Below are 19,899 nucleotides of genomic sequence, written 5' to 3'. Positions count from 1 at the left end.
CCCTGGATGAGCATGGAAAGACTCAGCCATCAAATCGACGCCTACGTCGCCTGGAAGCGCGAGCTGATGCGGGAAATCACCCGCTATCGCGGCTGGCTGGAGCGCAGCCGGCTGAACAGCCCGGCGGTCGAGGCCAAGCTCGAACGCGCCCTGCGCCAACTGCGCGCGGACCACATCACCCTGGCCTTCGTCGGCGAGTTCTCGCGTGGCAAGACCGAGCTGATCAACAGCCTGTTCTTCGCCGGCTACGGCCAGCGCATGCTGCCGTCCCACGCCGGGCGCACCACCATGTGCCCCACCGAGCTGTTCCACGATCCGCGCGCCGAGCGCAGCTACATCCGCCTGCTGCCGATCGAGACGCGCCTGGCCGACGCCAGCGTCGCCCAGTTCAAGCGCGTGCCGCGCCACTGGGTGAACATTCCGCTGGACACCGGCGACCCGGAGGGCATGGCCCAGGCCTTCGCCCAGGTCGCCAAGACCAAGGCGCTGCCGGTGGAACAGGCGATCCAGCTCGGCTTCCATCCGGATGCCCTGGAAGCCGCCGACGAGCCCGACCAGGTGCGCGTCCCGGCCTGGCGCCACGCCCTGGTCAACTTCGACCACCCGCTGCTGCGCCAGGGCCTGCGGATCCTCGACACGCCCGGCCTGAACGCCCTCGGCAGCGAGCCGGAGCTGACCCTGTCGATGCTGCCCAACGCCCAGGCGATCCTGTTCCTGCTGTCCGCCGACGCCGGTGTCACCGCCTCGGACATGGAAATCTGGCAGAAGTACATCCAGCCACTGCGCGAGGACGGCCACAGCAGCCTGTTCGCCGTGCTGAACAAGATCGACGTGCTCTGGGACGACCTTTCCGGCGAGCGCTTCGTACAGAACGCCATCCGCCTGATCCAGGACGGCACGGCCCGCCAGCTCGGCCTGCAGCGCGGCGACGTGCTGCCGCTGTCGGCGAAGCAGGCGCTGCTGGCCAAGGTCCGCGGCGAACCGGCGCTGCTCGAACGCAGTCGCCTGGATCGGCTGGAAGCGCTGCTCTGCGAGCGCATCGTCGCGCAGAAGGAAGCGCTGCTGGAGAACGCCGTGCTCGGCCAGGTCCTCGGCCTGCTGCACAACAGCCAGCATCTGCTGCGCCTGCGCCTGGAGAAGGTCGAGGAACAGCGCGCGCTGCTCGACGACAAGCAGCGCGACAGCGGCCAACTGCTGTTCGAACTGACCGCGAAGACCAAGGACGACCACGGCCGCCACCACCGCCGCCTGCTCAACCTGAAGACCAACCAGCGCCTGCTGCAGCACCAGGGCGCGACGCTGCGCGAGACGATCCGCAGCGAACGCATGGAACAGCACCTGCAGAAGGTGCGGCGCAACCTCAACGGCAGCCTGACCACGGTCGGCATCAACCAGGCGATCCTGGCGTTCTTCCGCGCGGTGGAGCACGACCTCGACAACCTCGAGCACGAGGCCGGCATGGCCAACCGCATGGTCGCCGCCATCTACCGCCGGCACAACGAGGAGAACCCGCTCTACGCCCTCGACGCGCCGCAGCTGCGGGTCCAGCGCTACCAGCGCGAACTGTTGCAACTGAAGAAGAAGGGCGACCAGTTCCGCCTGCAGTTGAAGACCGTGCTTACCGAGCAACGCCTGCTGACCCGGCGCTTCTTCGCCACCCTGGTGCAGGAGGTGGTCGGCCTGCACCAGCGCCTGCGCGAGGAAACCGAGCGCTGGGCCAACGACGCGCTGATGCCGCTGATGCAGCACACCCTGGAAAACAAACAGTTGCTCGAAAGCCACATGCTCCGCCTCAAGGGCCTGGCCCAGGAGACCCAGCAGGTACGCCAGCGCAGCCAGGCCTTCGCCGGGTTCGCCGAGGAATTGCAGGAACAGTTGCGCGAAGCCGGCGACATCCTCCGCCAGTTGCGCCGCCCCTCGCCCCTGCAGCGCCAGGCCAAGGTGGTCAACCTGCCCGGCTCGCAGCGCGCCTGACCCCGCTCCCACGGCGCGCGCCAGCGCGCTTGCCGCTGGGGGCGACGCTCTTTAGACTGGCGCCCTCCTTTGTTCGAGAGCAGGGTCGATGCCCACAGTCTTCCCCGACGACTCCGTCGGTCTGGTCTCCCCCCAGACGCTGCACTTCAACGAACCGCTCGAGCTGACCAGCGGCAAGTCCCTGGCCGAGTACGACCTGGTGATCGAAACCTACGGCGAGCTGAATGCCACGCAGAGCAACGCGGTGCTGATCTGCCACGCCCTCTCCGGCCACCACCACGCCGCCGGCTACCACAGCGTCGACGAGCGCAAGCCGGGCTGGTGGGACAGTTGCATCGGTCCGGGCAAGCCGATCGACACCCGCAAGTTCTTCGTCGTCGCCCTCAACAACCTCGGCGGTTGCAACGGATCCAGCGGCCCCGCCAGCATCAATCCGGCGACCGGCAAAGTCTACGGCGCGGACTTCCCGATGGTCACGGTGGAAGACTGGGTGCATAGCCAGGCGCGCCTGGCAGACCGCCTCGGCATCCGCCAGTGGGCCGCGGTGGTCGGCGGCAGCCTCGGCGGCATGCAGGCGCTGCAATGGACCATCAGCTACCCCGAACGCGTCCGTCACTGCCTGTGCATCGCCAGCGCGCCGAAGCTGTCGGCGCAGAACATCGCCTTCAACGAAGTCGCCCGGCAGGCGATTCTTTCCGACCCTGAGTTCCTCGGCGGCTACTTCCAGGAGCAGGGCGTGATTCCCAAGCGCGGCCTCAAGCTGGCGCGGATGGTCGGCCATATCACCTACCTGTCCGACGACGCCATGGGCGCCAAGTTCGGCCGTGTACTGAAGACCGAGAAGCTCAACTACGACCTGCACAGCGTCGAGTTCCAGGTCGAGAGCTACCTGCGCTACCAGGGCGAGGAGTTCTCCACCCGCTTCGACGCCAATACCTACCTGCTGATGACCAAGGCGCTGGACTACTTCGACCCCGCCGCCGCCCACGGCGACGACCTGGTGCGCACCCTGGAGGGCGTCGAGGCGGACTTCTGCCTGATGTCCTTCACCACCGACTGGCGTTTCTCGCCGGCCCGCTCGCGGGAAATCGTCGACGCCCTGATCGCGGCGAAAAAGAACGTCAGCTACCTGGAGATCGACGCCCCGCAAGGCCACGACGCCTTCCTCATGCCGATCCCCCGGTACCTGCAAGCCTTCAGCGGTTACATGAACCGCATCAGCGTGTGAGGACCCGATGCGCGCCGATCTTGAAATCATCCAGGAATGGATTCCCGCCGGCAGCCGCGTCCTCGACCTCGGCTGCGGCGACGGCGAACTCCTGGCCTGGCTGCGCGACCACAAGCAGGTCAGCGGCTACGGCCTGGAGATCGACCCCGACAACATCGCCCGTTGCATCGAAAACGGGGTGAACGTGATCGAGCAGGACCTCGACAAGGGCCTGGGCAACTTCGCCAGCGACAGCTTCGACGTGGTGGTGATGACCCAGGCGCTACAGGCCGTGCACTATCCGGACAAGATCCTCGAAGAGATGCTGCGGGTCGGCAAGACCTGCATCATCACCTTCCCCAACTTCGGCCACTGGCGCTGCCGCTGGTACCTGGCGCGCAACGGCCGGATGCCGGTCTCCGAGTTCCTGCCGTATACCTGGTACAACACGCCGAACATCCATTTCTGCACCTTCCAGGACTTCGAGCGCCTGTGCCGCCAGTTGCGCATGCGCGTGCTCGACCGCCTGGCCGTAGACCGTGACCACCGGCATGGCTGGGCCAGCCGGCTGTGGCCTAATCTATTGGGTGAGATTGGAATCTACCGGGTCACCGGACCCGGAGTGCAGACCCGCAACCTCGCCGTCTAGGAACGCGCCAGGCTGCGGGCCAGGGCCGGGCGCCCCTCCGCTCGTCCTCGGGAGAGCGCTGCCGAAGCCGGCCAAGGCCGCCGGCAGCAGACCATGGACAACGTCCATGCCACCTTTCAGGAGAAACCACCATGCGCCGCTTCACCGCTTTCGTCCTCGGCCTCTGCCTGAGCCTGCCGGTCCTCGCCGAGCAGGTGCAGCGCTTCGGCGACCTGGACGTCCACTACAACGTGTTCAACTCCAGCTTCCTCCAACCCAACGTGGCCAGCGCGGTCGGCCTGGTACGCAGCAAGGCGCAGGGCGTGATCAACGTGGTGCCGATGGAGAAAGGCAAGCCGGTGGAGGCCAGCGTGACCGGCTCGGCCAAGGACCTGACCGGCAAGGTCATCCCCCTGGAGTTCCGCCGGGTCAGCGAGGAAGGCGCCATCTACAACCTGGCGCAGTTCCCGATCAGCCAGCGCGAGACCCTGGTCTTCACCATCAAGGTCGAGGCCAAGGGCGAACCTGCGCAAACCTTCAGTTTCAACAAGGAAATCTTCCCGGACGAATGATCAAGCTCGAACAGCTGGTGCTGGCCAGCCACAATGCCGGCAAACTCAAGGAACTCCAGGCCATGCTCGGCGCCAGCGTGAAGGTGCGCTCGATCGGCGAGTTCAGCCAGGTGGAACCGGAGGAAACCGGTCTTTCCTTCGTCGAGAACGCCATCCTCAAGGCACGCAACGCCGCACGCCTCTCCGGCCTGCCGGCGCTGGCCGACGACTCCGGGCTGGCGGTGGACTTCCTCGGCGGCGCGCCGGGCATCTACTCGGCGCGCTATGCCGACGGCCGGGGCGACGCGGCGAACAACGCCAAGCTGCTGGAGGCCATGAAGGATGTCCCGGACGCCGAGCGCGGCGCACAGTTCGTCAGCGTGCTGGCGCTGGTGCGCCACGCCGACGACCCGCTGCCGATCCTCTGCGAGGGCATCTGGGAAGGCCGCATCCTTCGCGAAGCCCGCGGCGCCCACGGCTTCGGCTACGACCCGCTGTTCTGGGTGCCGGAACGCGACTGCTCCAGCGCCGAGCTGGCGCCCGAGGAGAAGAACCGCCTCAGCCACCGGGCCCGCGCCATGGCCCTGCTCAAGCAGCGCCTGGGCCTCTGAGCCGCAGCCGCCGGCGCCGCCCCCGGGCGGCGTCGGCACGGCGTTTCGTCCGGCCGCCTTGGAGGTTGGCCGAACTCATGCCACGATAGCGCCCCGAAACCGCCCCCACCCCGCCCCGCCCGTGACCCAAGCCACCCCGTTCCAGCTCCCGCCCCTGGCCCTGTACGTGCACATCCCGTGGTGCGTGCGCAAGTGCCCGTATTGCGACTTCAACTCCCACGCCGCGGGCCCGGAGCTGCCCGAAGAGGCCTATGTCGACGCCCTGCTCGCCGACCTGGAGCAGGACCTGCGCCATGTCCACGGCCGGCGCCTGGGTTCGATCTTCTTCGGCGGCGGCACACCCAGCCTGTTCTCGGCCAAGGCCCTGGGCCGGCTACTGGAAGGCGTCGAACGCAAGGTCGGCTTCGCCGACGGCATCGAGATCACCCTGGAAGCCAATCCCGGCACCTTCGAACAGGTCAAGTTCGCCGACTACCGGCGCCTCGGCATCAATCGCCTGTCCATCGGCGTACAGAGCTTCCAGGCCGACAAGCTGCAGGCCCTGGGACGCATCCACGACGGCGCCGAGGCAGTGCGCGCCGCCGACATGGCGCGCCAGGCCGGCTTCGACAACTTCAACCTCGACCTGATGCACGGCCTGCCCGGGCAAAGCCTCGACGACGCCCTGGCCGACCTGCGCCAGGCCCTCGCCCTGGCCCCCACGCACCTCTCCTGGTACCAACTGACCATGGAGCCGAACACGGTGTTCTGGAGCCAGCCGCCGGAGCTGCCCGAGGACGACATCCTCTGGGACATCCAGGAAGCCGGCCAGGCCCTGCTCGACGCGCACGGCTACCGCCAGTACGAGACCTCCGCCTACGCCCGCGACGGCCTGCGCGCCCGGCACAACCTGAACTACTGGAGCTTCGGCGACTTCCTCGGCATCGGCGCCGGCGCCCACGCCAAGCTGAGCGCGCCGGACGGACGCATCGTGCGGACCTGGAAGACCCGCCTGCCGAAGGACTACCTCAACCCGCAAAAGGCCTTCCAGGCCGGCGAGCGCCCGCTGGAAGCGGCCGACCTGCCATTCGAGTTCATGATGAACGTGCTGCGCCTGGTCGACGGCGTCCCCGCCGCGCTCTACCCGCAGCGCACCGGCCAGCCGCTGGCGGCGATCGCCGATGCCTGCGCCGCCGCGCGCGACGCCGGGCTGCTCGCCGACGACCCGCAGCACCTGCGTCCCAGCGAACGCGGCCAGCTGTTCCTCAACGACCTGCTGCAACATTTCCTGCCGTGACGACGGATGCACGCCCATCCGTGCCGGCAGGCAGGTAAACTCCGCCGACCGACACGCCGATTCGTTACAAGGAACCCTCGATGGATTACGCGCTGGACCTGATCGCCACCCTGTCGCGCTGGAGCCGCAGCCACCTGTCGGACATTTCCCTGGCCATCATGGCCACTCTGCTGGTGCTGTTCGGCCCGGCGATCAACGCCTGGGTACAGCAGCGCATCGGCAGCCTCAACTTCGTCTTCCGCACCCTGCTGTTCGTGCTGATCTGCGCGGTCGGCTACGGCCTGGCGATGGTCTTCGTCACCCCCTGGCTGGCCAAGGGCCTCGGCTACTTCAACAACTACACCCTGGCGCCCGTGCTCCTGCTAGTGTTCTTCGTGATCGGCATGATCGCCGATCGCAGCTGAGCCCCCGGTCTCCCGGCGGCCAGCGCCGTCCCCAAGAGCGTCATGGCCTCCGGGAGCCCGCATGAAACCGATCAAGCACCTCTACCTGCATTTCACCGACGGCCAGCGCCTGTCGCTGCGCTTCCCGCGCCAGCAGGACGACCCGGCCGAGGTCGCCCGCAGTATCCGCCAGCAGCTGGACACGCCCTATCTCAGCGTCGAGGTCGACGGCGACCTGCTGCTGATCCCGCGGGACAGCATCAAGTACCTGCAGATCAGCCCGGCGCCGGCGCGCCTGGACGACGACGGCACGCTGCGCGGCGCCGAGCTGATCGTCTGAGGGCCGTCCGCCTCAGTTACCCTCCCGGCGCAGCGCCTGCGGGGTGAAGTCGCGCGGCCCGACCTGCACGCCGAAGTCGTACATCGGCTCGTTGTTGTCCAGCCCATCGACGAAGTAGCGGCCGCCCTTGAAGTCGTAGATCGCTTCCAGGGTGCTGGAGACCAGCGGCACATCGTAGTAGTTGATCGGATGGACCTCCTGGGCCCGGGTCAGCACGCCATCCTTGTCGTAGATGTCGGCGGCGAGGATCTGCCAGCTGTCTTCGTCGAGGTAGAAGCGGCGCTTGGCGTAGGGATGGCTGAAGCCCTTGCGCAGGGTCGCCTCGACCACCCAGACGCGATGTAGCTCGTAGCGCAGCAGGTCGGGATTGATGAAGCGGCTCTTGAGGATGTCGCCATAGGCGAGGCCCTTCTGGTGCACCGCGTAGCTGTTGTAAGGCACCAGCATCTCGCGCTTGCCGAGCAACGCCCACTCGTAGTGGTCCGGTGCGCCGTTGTAGACATCCACGGTGTCCGCCGTGGCCATGCCGTTGGTATCCGGCTGCAGGCTGTCGTAGGCCAGGGTCGGCAAGCGCCGCACGCGCCGCTCGCCACGGTTGAAGCGCCAGGCCTTGCGGATCGACAGCACCTGGTCGAGGGTTTCCTGCACCACCAGCGCCGAACCGGCCAGGCGCGCCGGCGCGACCACCTTGTACTTGTAGTAGAACAACGTGTTGTCGAGGTTCTCCGGGATCATCCCCTCGCGGCCATAGACGAAGTACAGGTAGCGGTCGAGCTTGAGCAGGTTGTAGCTGCCGTTGGCCAGCACCGCCGCCTGGTTGGTCTGCAGGTGCAGTTGCTCGCCGCGGTAGCGCATGATGTGGTTCCAGATCGCTTCCTGGCCGCTCTGCGGCAGGGGGAAGGGCACACCGGCGGCAGCGCCCTGCACGCCGTTGCCGTCGGCGATCAGCTCGGCGCGGCTGGCGTTGGCGCGGGTAGCGTCGTACAGGCGCTGCGGCAGGGATGCGCTGCGGCGGGTGGGGAAGACCCGCAGGTGGTAGTCCGGGTTGGCCTGCAGCAAGGCCTGGGTGCCCGGCGTCAGCAGCGCCTGGTAGGCGGCCATGTTGCGGCTGTCGACGACCAGGCGCGGACGATCGGCGGCGAACGGGTCGAGGTGATGCATGCCGGGCCGGTAGCCGGCCGGCGCCTGGGTGATGCCGCCGGTCCAGGGCGGGATGCTGCCATCGGCGTTGCCGGCCCGCTCCGCTCCCAGCGGGGTCAGGTCCTGGTCCAGGCGTGCGGCCTGGACTTCGTCTACCTTGGCCTGCGCCGCCCAGGCGCAACCGGCCCCGAGCAACAGGATGCCCAGTTTCTTCAACACAGCAGTCTCCTTTGCAGCCGGCCGAGCCGTGCCGCTCTTATTATTGGATCCGGCCGAAGCCGGGAAACGTGCAGCTTGAAGGTGAGGTCCGCCGGGTGTGCCCGGTCTGCTTGGAGTCCCGGCGCCGGTTCGGCGCCAGGGGTACGTCGCTGGTGCGGTGGGTCAGTCGATGCGCTCGAACTTGAGGTCCCAGACGCCATGTCCCAGGCGCTCCCCGCGCCGTTCGAACTTGGTCACCGGACGCTCTTGCGGGCGCGGTACGAAGCGGCCGTCTTCGGCCTGGTTGCGGTAGCCCGGCGCCGCGCTCATGACGTCCAGCATATGCTCGGCATAGGGCTCCCAGTCGGTGGCCATGTGCAGCACGCCGCCGACCTTCAGCTTGCGCCGCACCAGTTCGGCGAATTCCGGCTGGACGATCCGCCGCTTGTGGTGGCGCTTCTTGTGCCAGGGATCGGGGAAGAACAGCAGCAGCCGATCGAGGCTGGCGTCGGCCACGCAGTGGCGCAGCACTTCCAGCGCGTCGCAGCTATACACCCGCACGTTGCCCAGGCCCTGGGTCAGCAGGCCGTTGAGCAGCGCGCCGACGCCCGGCTTGTGCACCTCGACGCCGATGAAGTCGATGTCAGGCGCGGCGGCGGCCATTTCCAGGGTGGAATGGCCCATGCCGAAACCGATCTCGAAAGTCCGCGGTGCCTGGCGACCGAAGATCGCGTCGAAGTCCTGAACCTCATCGCTCAGTTCCAGGCCGAACTTCGGCCAGCCCAGGTCGAGGCCACGCTGCTGGCCTTCGGTCATGCGCCCGGCGCGCATCACGAAGCTCTTCACGGTGCGCATCGGCCGTGCTTCGTCGTGTTCCGCCAGGGAGTCCTGGGCCGGGGATTGCGGGGTATCGCTCATGGAAAAGAAAACCTTGCTAGAGACAGAAGGGCGGGCTGCCTGCCGGACGCTTCCCGCATCCGGCGGACAGCCCGCCCCAGGTAGTCGGTATCAGTCGATCAGGCCGTCCAGCGGCGACGAGGCGCTGGCATACAGCTTGCGCGGCATGCGTCCGGCCAGGTAGGCGAGACGACCGGCGACGATCGCGTGCTTCATGGCCTCGGCCATCATCACCGGGTCCTTGGCATGGGCGATGGCGGTGTTCATCAGCACCGCCTCGCAACCCAGCTCCATGGCGATCGCTGCATCGGAAGCGGTGCCCACGCCAGCGTCGACCAGCACCGGGACCTTGGCTTCCTCGAGGATGATGCGCAGGTTGTAGGGGTTGCAGATGCCCAGGCCGGAGCCGATCAGGCCGGCCAGCGGCATCACCGCGATGCAGCCGATCTCGGCCAGTTGGCGGGCGATGATCGGGTCGTCGCTGGTGTACACCATCACGTCGAAGCCGTCCTTCACCAGTTGCTCGGCGGCCTTGAGGGTCTCGACGACGTTGGGGAACAGGGTCTTCTGGTCGGCGAGGACTTCCAGCTTGACCAGGTTGTGCCCGTCCAGCAGCTCGCGGGCCAGGCGGCAGGTGCGCACGGCCTCGACCGCGTCATAGCAGCCGGCGGTGTTCGGCAGGATGGTGTAGCGATCCGGCGGGATCACATCCAGCAGGTTCGGCTCGTCGGGATTCTGCCCGATGTTGGTGCGCCGCACCGCCACCGTGACGATCTCCGCTCCGGAGGCCTCGATGGCCCGTCGGGTCTCGTCGAGGTCCTTGTACTTGCCGGTCCCCACCAGCAGGCGCGAGCCATAGGTACGGCCGGCGATGACGAAGGGGGTATCGGTACTGGATGCTTGGCTCATCGGATGACTCCTGGATGGAAAGGCTTGCGGGGCCGATGGAAGGGTTCGGGGGCCAGGCCTAGCCGCCGCCGATGGCGTGGACGATCTCCACGCGATCGCCATCCTTGAGCGCGGTGCTGGCGTGCTGGCTGCGCGGCACGATATCCAGGTTCAGCTCGACGGCCACGCGGCGGCCGCCAAGCTCCAGGCGGGCCAGCAGGTCCGCGACGCTCTGCGCGTCGGGCAGCTCGAAGGGCTCGCCGTTCAGTTGAATCTGCATGGCTGGACGGTCACGAAAGTGAAAGGGAGCGGCATTCTAGCCCGATCCACCCCGATGACCAAGGCGCCTTGTCGACAAGTGCGCCGCCTGAGGCAACCGGTCTCAGGCGTTGCCCAGGCGCCAGGCGGCCAGCCCCAGGCACAGCCAGCCGGCGAGGAAGGAGACGCCGCCGAACGGGGTGACGATGCCGAGCTTGCCGATGCCACTGAGGGTCAGCAGGTAGAGGCTGCCGGAGAACAGCAGGATGCCCAGCGTGAACAGGCCACCCGCCGCGCTCACCAGGCGGCCGTCCAGGCGGGTGGCGAGCAGCGCCACGCCGAACAGCGCCAGGGCGTGGATCAACTGGTAGTGCACGCCGGTCTGGAATACCGCCAGGTACTCGGCGCTGAGCTGCTTCTTCAGGCCGTGGGCGGCGAACGCCCCGAGGGCCACGCCGGTGAAACCGAAAAATGCCGCCAACAACAGGAAGGGACGAAGCATGGACAAGACTCCGGTGATAGCATCCAGCCCGCTATAATGGCCGCCCCCTTCTTCCAAGCCAAGCCGCGCATGTTGCGATCCCTGTTCCGCCGCCTGTTCAAGTACCTGCTCTGGTTCATGGCCGCCAGCGTCGTGCTGGTCGCGGTCCTGCGCTGGGTGCCGCCACCGGGGACCATGGTCATGGTCGAACGCAAGGTCGCCTCCTGGGTCGACGGCCAGCCCATCGACCTGCAGCGCGACTGGCGCTCCTGGGAGCAGTTGCCGGACAGCCTGAAGGTCGCGGTGATCGCCGGCGAGGACCAGCACTTCGCCGAGCACCACGGCTTCGACCTGCCGGCCATCCAGCAGGCCCTCGCGCACAACGAGCGCGGCGGCAGTATCCGCGGCGCCAGTACGCTCAGCCAGCAGGTGGCGAAGAACGTCTTCCTCTGGTCCGGGCGCAGTTGGCTGCGCAAGGGCCTGGAGGCCTGGTTCACCCTGCTGATCGAGACGCTCTGGACCAAGCAACGGATTCTCGAGGTCTACCTGAACAGCGCCGAATGGGGCCCGGGCGTCTTCGGCGCGCAGGCTGCGGCACGCTATCACTTCGGCCTCGACGCCGAGCGCCTGAGCCGCACCCAGGCCAGCCAGCTCGCCGCGGTGCTGCCCAGCCCGCTGAAATGGAGCGCGGCCAGGCCGGGCCCCTACGTGCGCCAGCGCGCGGCCTGGATTCGCCAGCAGATGTGGCAGTTGGGCGGCGACGACTACCTGCTGCGCCTGGAGCGCTGAAAGCTCAACGCGGCGGTTTTTCCAGGGCCTGGCGCGGCACCGCGAGCATCAGTCGCAAGTCGTCGTCCGGCAGGTGCGCGGTCAGGCCCAGTTGCGGATAGACCCAGGCCTCGCCCTGGGCCAGTTGCAGGCGCAGGCGCGGCTGGCCGAGACTGGCCAGCAGCCGCTCGGCACCAACCCTGCCTTCGGGAATCATGCTCAGCGCCACGATCGGCTTGTCGCCCAACTGTCCTTCCAATCCGGCGCTCAATGGCTGCGGCGCGCTGCCAGGCTGCAACGCGGATGCCCGCTGCAGGCTCAGTTGCTCCTCGGCGCTCAGACCCAGCTCGCCTTCCACCTGCCAGGGGCCGCCGTCGCCCAGCAGGCGGCCACGGAAGGCCAGGCGCACGCCATCCAGGCGCGGGTCCACCCACAGCTCGCCATCCACCGCGTCGTGCAGCTGGCGCAGGGTCAGGGCGTTGTCCGCCAACGGCGCCAGCACCTGCTCCTGCCAGTCGGCCAGCCACGGCAACGGCCGCGCCGGTTCCGGCGTACGGACCAGCCAGGCGCCGACGACGAAGGTCAGGACCGCCAGCGACAGGTAGAACAGCCAGCGGGTATTGCGCGGCATGGGATTCCTCCGGGCAGAAAAAAACCGCACCCTTGCGGGGTGCGGTTTTCGCGAGGCGCGGCGATCAGGCGAGAATCCGCCCTTTCAGCTTGCTCATGGCGTTCTTTTCCAGCTGCCGGATACGCTCGGCGGAGACGTTGTACTTTTCCGCCAGGTCGTGCAGCGTGGCCTTCTCCTCGGACAGCCAGCGCTGCTGGAGAATGTCGCGGCTGCGCTCGTCGAGGCCTTCCAGCGCCTCGTGCAGGTTGGCGCTGGAGCTGTCGCTCCAGTCGGCGTCTTCCAACTGGCGCGCCGGGTCGTAGCGGTGGTCTTCGAGGTAATGCGCCGGCGACTGGTAGGCGCTCTCGTCATCCGCGTCGGCGGCCGGGTCGAACGCCATGTCCTGGCCGGTCAGGCGGCTTTCCATCTCGCGCACTTCGCGGGGCTCGACCCCCAGGCTCTCGGCGACGCGATGGACTTCCTCGTTGTTCAACCAGGCCAGGCGCTTCTTCTGGCTGCGCAGGTTGAAGAACAGCTTGCGCTGCGCCTTGGTGGTGGCGACCTTGACGATCCGCCAGTTGCGCAGGATGAACTCGTGGATCTCCGCCTTGATCCAGTGCACGGCGAAGGACACCAGGCGAACGCCCATTTCCGGGTTGAAACGCTTCACGGCCTTCATCAGGCCGACGTTGCCTTCCTGGATCAGGTCGGCCTGGGCCAGGCCGTACCCCGAATAACTCTTGGCGATATGAACAACGAAGCGCAGGTGCGCCAACACCATCTGCCGCGCCGCTTCCAGGTCTTGCTGATAGAAGAGGCGTTCGGCCAGTTCACGCTCCTGCTCCGGCGACAACAGCGGAATGCTGTTCACCGAGTGCACGTAGGCTTCCAGGTTTGCGCCTGGAACCAAGGCATGTACAGGTTGCAAAGAAGTGGTCATGCGAATCCTCCGATTCACGAAACTCGCGCAGTGTAGCACTCGGATATCTGACTGCAAGCGGGTGTATAAGTTCCTTTACAGCGACCCGCTGACCGGTCGTGATTCCCCTGTCCTCAGCGCGGCGCCAGCTCGCGCAGGTGGCGGGCCACGGCCAGCCAGGCGCCGACCCAGCCAAGCAGCACCGCGCCGACGGTGAGCGACAGGCCGTCGTCCAGCGGCACGCCCTGCAGGCCGAAGTCGCTGCCGTACAGCCCTGAAAGGTTGACCACCGAACCGTTCAGCCAGTTCAGCGAATAGGCCAGCAGCGCCCAGGACAGGATGCCCGCGCCCAGGCCGTACAACGCGCCCATGTACAGGAATGGCCGGCGCACGTAACCGTCCGTCCCGCCGACCAGCTTGATCACCTCGATTTCGTTACGGCGATTTTCGATGTGCAGGCGGATGGTGTTGCCCACCACCAGCAAGAGGGTCAGCACCAGCAGGATGGTCAGGCCGAAGACGAAGCGTTCGCCGAGCTTGAGGATCGCGCTCAGGCGCTCGACCCATACCAGGTCGAGCTGCGCCTGCTGCACATGAGGCAGCTCCGCGAGCTGCTGGCGCAGCGCTTCCAGGCCGGCCCGGTCGATCTGCTTGGGCGTGACCGAGATCACCGGCGGCAGCGGGTTCTCCGGCAGCTCCTTGAGCGCTTCGCCCAGGCCGGACTGTTCCTGCAATTCGCTGAGCGCCTGCTCGCGGCTGATCAGTTGGGCCTCGATCACGTCCGGCAGGCGTTCGATCTGCTCGCGCAGGTCCTGGCCCTGGTTTTCGCTGGTCTTCAGGTCGAGGAACAGGGAGATCTGCGCGGCGCGCTGCCAGGAGCCGCCGAGCCGTTCGACATTGTTCAGCAGCAGCGAGAGGCCCATCGGCAGGCTCAGGGTGATACCCATCACCAGGCAGGTGAAGAAGCTGCCGAACGGGTGGCCGAACAACCGGCGCAGGCTGTCCACCAGGCTGGCGCGATGGCTTTCCAGGTAGGCGCTGAACGAGCCGCTCCAGTCGGTCTGTTCCTGGCTCGGTTTCTCGCGGGTCTTGCGTTCCGGTGCGCCCTCTTCGGGGCCACGGGGAAGATCGTTGGCGCTCATCAGGCCTCGTCCTCACGGTCAGCGATGATCCGGCCACGCTGCAGGGTCAGCATGCGATGGCGCATACGGGCGATCAGGGCCAGGTCGTGGCTGGCGATCAGTACGGTGGTGCCCAGGCGATTGATATCCTCGAACACGCCCATGATTTCCGACGCGAGTCGCGGGTCGAGGTTGCCGGTGGGTTCGTCCGCCAGCAGCAGGGCCGGCTGGTGGACGATGGCGCGGGCAATGCCGACCCGCTGCTGCTGGCCGGTGGAAAGGTCGGAAGGCAACGCCTCGCCCTTTTCCTTCAGGTTCACCCGCTCCAGGGCCGAGGCCACGCGCTTGGCGATCTCCGGCTTGGGCATGCCGAGGATCTGCAGCGGCAGGGCGATGTTGTCCGCCACCGTACGATCGGTGAGCAGTTGGTGGTTCTGGAACACCACGCCGATCTGCCGGCGCAGGAAAGGGATCTGCGCGGTAGTGATGCGCCCCAGGTCCTGGCCGCCGAGCAACAGCTTGCCGCTGGTCGGTCGCTCCATCGCCAGGATGAGGCGCAGCAGGGTGCTCTTGCCGGCGCCGGAGTGGCCGGTGACGAAGAGGATCTCGCCACGGTGCACGCGGAAGGACACCTCGTGCAGGCCTACGTGGCCGTTGGGATAGCGTTTGCCGACCTGCTCGAAGCGGATCATGCGTTCTCCCGCTCTGCGAAGAGTGCCTGGACGAAGGCGTCGGCCTCGAAGGTACGGAGATCGTCGATCCCCTCGCCGACACCGATATAGCGGATCGGCAGGCCGAACTGCTTGGCCAGGGCGAAGATCACCCCGCCCTTGGCGGTGCCGTCCAGTTTGGTCAGGGCCAGGCCGGTCAGCTCCACCGCGAGGTTGAACTGCTTGGCCTGGTTGATGGCGTTCTGCCCGGTGCCGGCGTCGAGCACCAGCAGGACCTCATGGGGCGCCGTCTCGTCCAGCTTGCCGATCACCCGGCGCACCTTCTTCAGCTCCTCCATCAGGTTGTCCTTGGTATGCAGGCGTCCGGCGGTATCGGCGATCAGCACGTCGATGCCGCGGGCCTTGGCGGCCTGCACCGCGTCGAAGATCACCGAGGCGGAGTCGGCGCCAGTGTGCTGGGCGATCACCGGGATGCGGTTGCGCTCGCCCCAGACCTGCAACTGCTCCACGGCGGCGGCGCGGAAGGTGTCGCCGGCGGCCAGCATGACCTTCTTGCCCTCGAGTTGCAGCTTCTTCGCCAGCTTGCCGATGGTGGTGGTCTTGCCCACGCCGTTCACCCCGACCACCAGGATCACATAGGGCTCGCGCGCGACGTCGACCTGCAACGGCTGCTCCACCGGGCGCAGCAGGCTGGCCAGCTCTTCCTGCAGCGCCTTGTACAGCGCGCCGCTGTCGGCCAGCTCCTTGCGCGCCACGCGCTTGGTCAGGTTCTGCACGATCAGGGTGGTGGCCTCGACGCCGACGTCGGCGGTCAGCAGGCGCGTCTCGATGTCGTCGAGCAGGTCGTCGTCGATTTCCTTGCGGCCGAGGAACAGGCTGGCCATGCCTTCGCCGATGCTGGCGCTGGTCTTGGACAGTCCCTGCCGGAGGCGGGCGAAGAAGCCCGGCCTGGTCGCCGGCTCGCTGACTGCCGGAGCGGCGGCCAGCGGCGCAACGGGCTCGGGCTCGGGCTCGGGCTCGGGCTCGGGCTCGGCAGCGAGGATAGGCTCGGGTTGTGCGACGGGCGCCTCGGGGCGGGGCGAATGCTCCTCGGCCGACGCTGGCTCGTCACCGGCGAGCGGCGCTTCGGCAACCGGCGCCGGCGGCTCGGCCGGCTCGGCCGGCTCGGCAGCGGAGGGCTGCTGCCGACCTGGCTGTTCTGTCAGGGATTGCGCCACGTCATCGGCAGGCGCGCGCTGCTCGGCGGCCGCTGTCTCGGAGACCGGCTCGACAGGCTGATCGGTAGGCTGCTCGCCGGCTTGCGGCTTTTTCCGCCACCAGCCGAACAGACCTTTCTTTTCCCCGCCCTGCGGGGCCTTCTTGTCGTCGTTGGAACCAAACATGAATGCTTGTATCTCAAGGGAGCGGCACGGGACGTGGCCGCCCGGAAAACGGATGGGTATCCTAGCATCTCCTCGCCCGACGGGGCTAAGGGTCCTGCCCCGCAGTGACCTGAGACCCCGGTGGCGGCACGAAAGGTCCAGATCACCATGAAAACCCCAGCTCGCCGCCGCGTCGGCCTGCTCCTAGCCAGCCTTTGTCTCCCGCTTTTCGCCCAGGCGGCGGAAACCCAGCCCACCCACGAGTTCAGCCTCGACAACGGCCTGAAGGTCATAGTGCGTGAAGACCACCGCGCCCCGGTGGTGGTTTCCCAGCTCTGGTACAGGATCGGCTCCAGCTACGAGACACCCGGGCTCACCGGCCTGTCCCACGCCCTCGAACACATGATGTTCAAGGGCAGCCGCAAGCTCGGCCCGGGCGAAGCCTCGCGGGTGCTGCGCGACCTGGGTGCGGAAGAGAACGCCTTCACCACCGACGACTACACCGCCTATTACCAGGTCCTGGCCCGCGACCGCCTGCCGGTAGCGCTGGAGATGGAAGCCGACCGCATGGCCCACCTGAGCCTGCCGGCCGACCAGTTCAAGAGCGAGATCGAGGTGATCAAGGAGGAGCGCCGCCTGCGCACCGACGACAATCCCAACGCCCTCGCCTTCGAGCGCTTCAAGGCCGCCGCCTACCCGGCCAGCGGCTACCACACCCCGACCATCGGCTGGATGGCCGACCTGCAGCGCATGACCATCGACGACCTGCGCCACTGGTACGAATCCTGGTACGCGCCGAACAACGCCACCCTGGTAGTGGTCGGCGACGTCACCGCCGACGAGGTCAAGACCCTCGCCAAGCGCTACTTCGGCGAGATCCCCTGGCGCCAGCTGCCGCCGGCGCGCAAGCCGCTGGAACTGGCCGAGCCCGGCGAGCGCCGGCTCAAGCTGTACGTACGCACCCAGCTGCCGAACCTGATCATGGGCTTCAATGTGCCCAGCCTGGGCAGCAGCGAGAACCCTCGCGAAGTCAACGCCCTGCGCCTGATCGGCGCGCTGCTCGATGGCGGCTACAGCGCCCGCCTGGCCTCGCGCCTGGAGCGCGGCGAGGAGCTGGTCGCCGGCGCCTCCACCTACTATGACGCGTTCAACCGCGGCGACAGCCTGTTCGTCCTCTCGGCCACGCCGAACGTGCAGAAGGGCAAGACCCTCGAGCAGGTCGAGGCCGGTCTGTGGAAGCAGCTCGATGACCTCAAGCAGAACCCGCCCAGCGCCGCGGAGATCGAGCGCGTGCGTGCGCAGATGATCGCCGGGATGGTCTACGAGAAGGACTCCATCGCCGCCCAGGCCAGCAGCATCGGCCAGTTGGAAAGCGTCGGCCTGTCCTGGAAGCTGATCGACCAGGACCTGGAGGCCCTCAAGGCAGTGACTCCGGACGATATCCAGAAAGCCGCCCGCACCTATTTCACCCCGTCGCGCCTGACCCTGGCGCAAGTGCTGCCTGTGAAGGCCGAGGAAAAGGAGGCCCGTCATGAGTGAGCGCACAGGGCTGCGTTATGGCCTGCTCGGCCTGATCGTCATCGCGTTGCTGGCCGCGCTGGCCTATTTCGTCGCGCGTCCCACCCAGACCCCGGCGGCGGCCCATGCCGCGGCGGTCGAGGAAAACCAGTTGCAGTCGCTGAAGGACGTCGCCAAGCAGGCGCCGGTCCATCGCAAGCTGGACATCCAGGAATGGAAGACCGCCGAAGGCGCCAAGGTGCTGTTCGTCGAGGCCCATGAACTGCCGATGTTCGACCTGCGCCTGACCTTCGCCGCCGGCAGCAGCCAGGACGCCGGCACCCCCGGCCTGTCGATGCTGACCAACGCCATGCTCAACGAAGGCGTGCCGGGCAAGGACACCACTGCCATCGCCGCCGGCTTCGAGGACCTCGGCGCCTCGTTCAGCAACGGCTCCTACCGCGACATGGCGGTGGCCGGCCTGCGCAGCCTGTCCGACGCCGACAAGCGGACCCAGGCGCTGAAGCTGTTCGAACAGGTGATCGGCCAGCCGACCTTCCCCGAGGACGCCCTGGCACGCATCAAGAACCAGGTCCTGGCCGGTTTCGAGTACCAGAAGCAGAACCCCGGCAAGCTGGCCGGGCTGGAGCTGTTCAAGCGCCTCTATGGCGAGCATCCCTACGCGCACTCCAGCGACGGCGACGAAAAGTCCGTTCCACCGATCAGCCGCGAACAATTGCAGGCGTTCCACAAGAAAGCCTACGCCGCCGGCAACGTGGTCATCGCGCTGGTCGGCGACCTCTCGCGGCAGGAGGCCGAAGCGATCGCCGCAGAAGTCTCCAAGGCGCTGCCCCAGGGCCCGGCGCTGGCCAAGACCGCCCAGCCGGAAACGCCCAAGCCCGGCCTGACGCACATCGACTTCCCCTCCGAGCAGACCCACCTGATGCTCGCCCAGCTTGGCATCGACCGCCAGGATCCCGACTACGCGGCGCTCTACCTGGGCAACCAGATCCTCGGCGGCGGCGGCTTCGGCACCCGCCTGATGGACCAGGTGCGAGAAAGGCGCGGCCTGACCTACGGCATCTATTCCGGCTTCACCGCCATGCAGGCACGCGGTCCGTTCATGATCAACTTCCAGACCCGCGCCGAACTCAGCGAAGGTGCGCTGAAGCTGGTCCAGGACATCGTCCGCGACTACCTGGCCAACGGCCCGACCCAGAAGGAACTGGACGACGCCAAGCGCGAACTGGCCGGCAGCTTCCCGCTGTCCACCGCGAGCAACGCCGACATCGTCGGCCAGCTCGGCGCCATCGGTTTCTACGGCCTGCCGCTGGACTACCTGGAAAGCTTCCTCAAGCAGGTCGAGGGACTCAGCGTCGAACAGGTCAGGACCGCCATGGCCAAGCACCTGGACGCCGACGCCTTCGTCATCGTCAGCGCCGGCCCGAGCGTGCCGCAGAAACCCCTGCCGCCACCCACCGCCAAGCCGGCCCAGCAACCCAGCGGCGTTCCGGAGCATTGATGAGCAAACCTACTGCGAAAGCCCCCGGCCGCCACGGCGGCCAGGGACAGCTGCGGATCATCGGTGGCGAATGGCGCAGCCGGCGTTTAGTCTTTCCCGACGGGCCCGGCCTGCGACCGACCCCGGACCGGGTCCGCGAGACCCTGTTCAACTGGCTGGCACCCTATGTCGAAGGCGCACGGGTGCTCGATCCCTTCGCCGGCAGCGGCGCGCTGTTCCTCGAGGCGTTGTCGCGCGGCGCCCGCGAAGGGCTGGCCCTGGATACCAACGGCGAAGCGGTGGCGGCCCTGCGCAACCACCTCGACGCGCTCAAGTGCGGCACCGCCCAACTGGTCCTCGGCGATGCCGTGCGCTACCTGGGAAACCAGGCTCCGAGCGCCTTCGACCTGGTGTTCCTCGACCCGCCGTTCCATCAGAACCTGCTGCAGGACGCCTGCCGCCTGCTCGAAACCCGCGGCTGGCTGAACCCCGACGCCTGGATCTATACCGAGAGCGAGAGCGTCCCCTCGTCCCTCGGCCTGCCCGGAAACTGGCGGCTGCACCGGGAAAAGAAAGCCGGCAACGTACATTACGCGCTCTGGCAGCGGGGAGCCTGAGG

22 protein-coding genes are annotated in these 19,899 nt (G+C 67.5%); 12 read left to right on the top strand and 10 right to left on the bottom strand.

Annotation, left to right across the window (positions count from 1 at the left end; genetic code table 11):
* Positions 1-6: 6 nt before the first annotated feature.
* From VQ065_RS02300 to VQ065_RS02265, 8 genes are all read left to right on the top strand, one after another.
* Positions 7-1,974 carry a dynamin-like GTPase family protein gene (locus VQ065_RS02300; RefSeq protein WP_003084539.1) on the top strand — a complete coding sequence of 656 codons (1,968 nt, stop codon included), beginning with the start codon at positions 7-9 and terminating at the stop codon, positions 1,972-1,974.
* 88 nt (positions 1,975-2,062) lie between these two features.
* The gene (gene metX, locus VQ065_RS02295) at positions 2,063-3,202 is read left to right on the top strand and encodes a homoserine O-succinyltransferase MetX (RefSeq protein ID WP_003084535.1); all 1,140 of its coding nucleotides are present in this window, start codon (positions 2,063-2,065) and stop codon (positions 3,200-3,202) included.
* A 7-nt stretch (positions 3,203-3,209) separates the two neighbouring features.
* The gene (gene metW / locus VQ065_RS02290; protein ID WP_003084530.1) at positions 3,210-3,830 is read left to right on the top strand and encodes a methionine biosynthesis protein MetW; all 621 of its coding nucleotides are present in this window, start codon (positions 3,210-3,212) and stop codon (positions 3,828-3,830) included.
* Between the two features lie 131 nt (positions 3,831-3,961).
* Positions 3,962-4,381 (top strand): DUF4426 domain-containing protein, encoded by a 420-nt coding sequence (locus VQ065_RS02285; protein WP_003084528.1) that lies wholly within the window; start codon positions 3,962-3,964, stop codon positions 4,379-4,381.
* Positions 4,378-4,971 (top strand): RdgB/HAM1 family non-canonical purine NTP pyrophosphatase, encoded by a 594-nt coding sequence (rdgB, locus tag VQ065_RS02280; RefSeq protein WP_003084527.1) that lies wholly within the window; start codon positions 4,378-4,380, stop codon positions 4,969-4,971. The genes VQ065_RS02285 and rdgB overlap by 4 nt, the downstream gene beginning before the upstream one ends.
* Positions 4,972-5,092: 121 nt before the next feature.
* Entirely contained in the window at positions 5,093-6,247 is a 1,155-nt protein-coding gene (gene hemW, locus VQ065_RS02275; RefSeq protein WP_023083900.1) for a radical SAM family heme chaperone HemW, read from the top strand.
* Positions 6,248-6,327: 80 nt separating this feature from the next.
* Positions 6,328-6,651, top strand: a complete 324-nt coding sequence (locus tag VQ065_RS02270) for a DUF3392 domain-containing protein (protein ID WP_003084525.1) — start codon at positions 6,328-6,330, stop codon at positions 6,649-6,651.
* Positions 6,652-6,712: 61 nt separating this feature from the next.
* Complete coding sequence (locus tag VQ065_RS02265; protein WP_003084524.1) at positions 6,713-6,970, top strand: hypothetical protein; 258 nt, start codon at positions 6,713-6,715, stop codon at positions 6,968-6,970.
* A 12-nt stretch (positions 6,971-6,982) separates the two neighbouring features.
* On the opposite strand, the gene VQ065_RS02260 is transcribed toward VQ065_RS02265, so the two are convergent.
* From VQ065_RS02260 to VQ065_RS02240, 5 genes are all read right to left on the bottom strand, one after another.
* Positions 6,983-8,329: a DUF1329 domain-containing protein gene (locus VQ065_RS02260; protein WP_003084522.1), complete on the bottom strand. Its 1,347-nt coding sequence runs from the start codon at positions 8,327-8,329 to the stop codon at positions 6,983-6,985.
* A 162-nt stretch (positions 8,330-8,491) separates the two neighbouring features.
* Positions 8,492-9,163: a tRNA (guanosine(46)-N7)-methyltransferase TrmB gene (gene trmB / locus VQ065_RS02255; protein WP_074198336.1), complete on the bottom strand. Its 672-nt coding sequence runs from the start codon at positions 9,161-9,163 to the stop codon at positions 8,492-8,494.
* Positions 9,164-9,316: 153 nt separating this feature from the next.
* Positions 9,317-10,114, bottom strand: a complete 798-nt coding sequence (locus VQ065_RS02250) for a thiazole synthase (RefSeq protein ID WP_003084517.1) — start codon at positions 10,112-10,114, stop codon at positions 9,317-9,319.
* Between the two features lie 58 nt (positions 10,115-10,172).
* Positions 10,173-10,373 (bottom strand): sulfur carrier protein ThiS, encoded by a 201-nt coding sequence (thiS, locus tag VQ065_RS02245; protein WP_003084514.1) that lies wholly within the window; start codon positions 10,371-10,373, stop codon positions 10,173-10,175.
* A gap of 102 nt (positions 10,374-10,475) precedes the next feature.
* The gene (locus VQ065_RS02240; protein WP_003084513.1) at positions 10,476-10,853 is read right to left on the bottom strand and encodes a DUF423 domain-containing protein; all 378 of its coding nucleotides are present in this window, start codon (positions 10,851-10,853) and stop codon (positions 10,476-10,478) included.
* Between the two features lie 36 nt (positions 10,854-10,889).
* Here VQ065_RS02240 and mtgA point away from each other — a divergent pair, with 36 nt between their 5' ends.
* Positions 10,890-11,621 (top strand): monofunctional biosynthetic peptidoglycan transglycosylase, encoded by a 732-nt coding sequence (gene mtgA, locus VQ065_RS02235; protein WP_003084512.1) that lies wholly within the window; start codon positions 10,890-10,892, stop codon positions 11,619-11,621.
* Between the two features lie 4 nt (positions 11,622-11,625).
* Here mtgA and VQ065_RS02230 read toward each other — a convergent pair whose 3' ends face one another.
* From VQ065_RS02230 to ftsY, 5 genes are all read right to left on the bottom strand, one after another.
* Positions 11,626-12,231 carry a hypothetical protein gene (locus tag VQ065_RS02230; RefSeq protein WP_003084511.1) on the bottom strand — a complete coding sequence of 202 codons (606 nt, stop codon included), beginning with the start codon at positions 12,229-12,231 and terminating at the stop codon, positions 11,626-11,628.
* 64 nt (positions 12,232-12,295) lie between these two features.
* Positions 12,296-13,150 (bottom strand): RNA polymerase sigma factor RpoH, encoded by an 855-nt coding sequence (gene rpoH / locus VQ065_RS02225; RefSeq protein ID WP_003084510.1) that lies wholly within the window; start codon positions 13,148-13,150, stop codon positions 12,296-12,298.
* A 113-nt stretch (positions 13,151-13,263) separates the two neighbouring features.
* Positions 13,264-14,271 carry a permease-like cell division protein FtsX gene (gene ftsX, locus VQ065_RS02220; RefSeq protein ID WP_003084508.1) on the bottom strand — a complete coding sequence of 336 codons (1,008 nt, stop codon included), beginning with the start codon at positions 14,269-14,271 and terminating at the stop codon, positions 13,264-13,266.
* A complete protein-coding gene (gene ftsE / locus VQ065_RS02215; protein ID WP_003084505.1) occupies positions 14,271-14,942 on the bottom strand; it encodes a cell division ATP-binding protein FtsE in 672 nt (223 codons plus the stop codon). The genes ftsX and ftsE overlap by 1 nt, the downstream gene beginning before the upstream one ends.
* Positions 14,939-16,303 carry a signal recognition particle-docking protein FtsY gene (gene ftsY / locus VQ065_RS02210; protein WP_031691549.1) on the bottom strand — a complete coding sequence of 455 codons (1,365 nt, stop codon included), beginning with the start codon at positions 16,301-16,303 and terminating at the stop codon, positions 14,939-14,941. Before ftsY ends, ftsE begins: the two co-directional genes overlap by 4 nt.
* 120 nt (positions 16,304-16,423) lie before the next feature.
* Between ftsY and VQ065_RS02205 the strand changes: the two genes are divergently transcribed.
* Genes VQ065_RS02205 through rsmD form a run of 3 tightly spaced genes read left to right on the top strand, consistent with a single transcriptional unit; the run spans position 16,424 to position 19,897 of the window.
* The gene (locus tag VQ065_RS02205; RefSeq protein WP_003084498.1) at positions 16,424-17,821 is read left to right on the top strand and encodes a M16 family metallopeptidase; all 1,398 of its coding nucleotides are present in this window, start codon (positions 16,424-16,426) and stop codon (positions 17,819-17,821) included.
* On the top strand, positions 17,814-19,301 hold the full coding sequence (locus VQ065_RS02200) for a M16 family metallopeptidase (RefSeq protein WP_003084496.1): 1,488 nt from the start codon (positions 17,814-17,816) through the stop codon (positions 19,299-19,301). Before VQ065_RS02205 ends, VQ065_RS02200 begins: the two co-directional genes overlap by 8 nt.
* The gene (gene rsmD, locus VQ065_RS02195; protein WP_003084492.1) at positions 19,301-19,897 is read left to right on the top strand and encodes a 16S rRNA (guanine(966)-N(2))-methyltransferase RsmD; all 597 of its coding nucleotides are present in this window, start codon (positions 19,301-19,303) and stop codon (positions 19,895-19,897) included. Before VQ065_RS02200 ends, rsmD begins: the two co-directional genes overlap by 1 nt.
* Positions 19,898-19,899: the final 2 nt, after the last annotated feature.

It is taken from the genome of Pseudomonas sp. KBN10P06128, assembly GCF_037574945.1.
GTDB classification, from domain to species: Bacteria; Pseudomonadota; Gammaproteobacteria; order Pseudomonadales; family Pseudomonadaceae; genus Pseudomonas; species Pseudomonas aeruginosa.
Note: the sequence above shows the minus strand (reverse complement) of the source record. Positions and strands in the feature narration are given on the sequence as shown.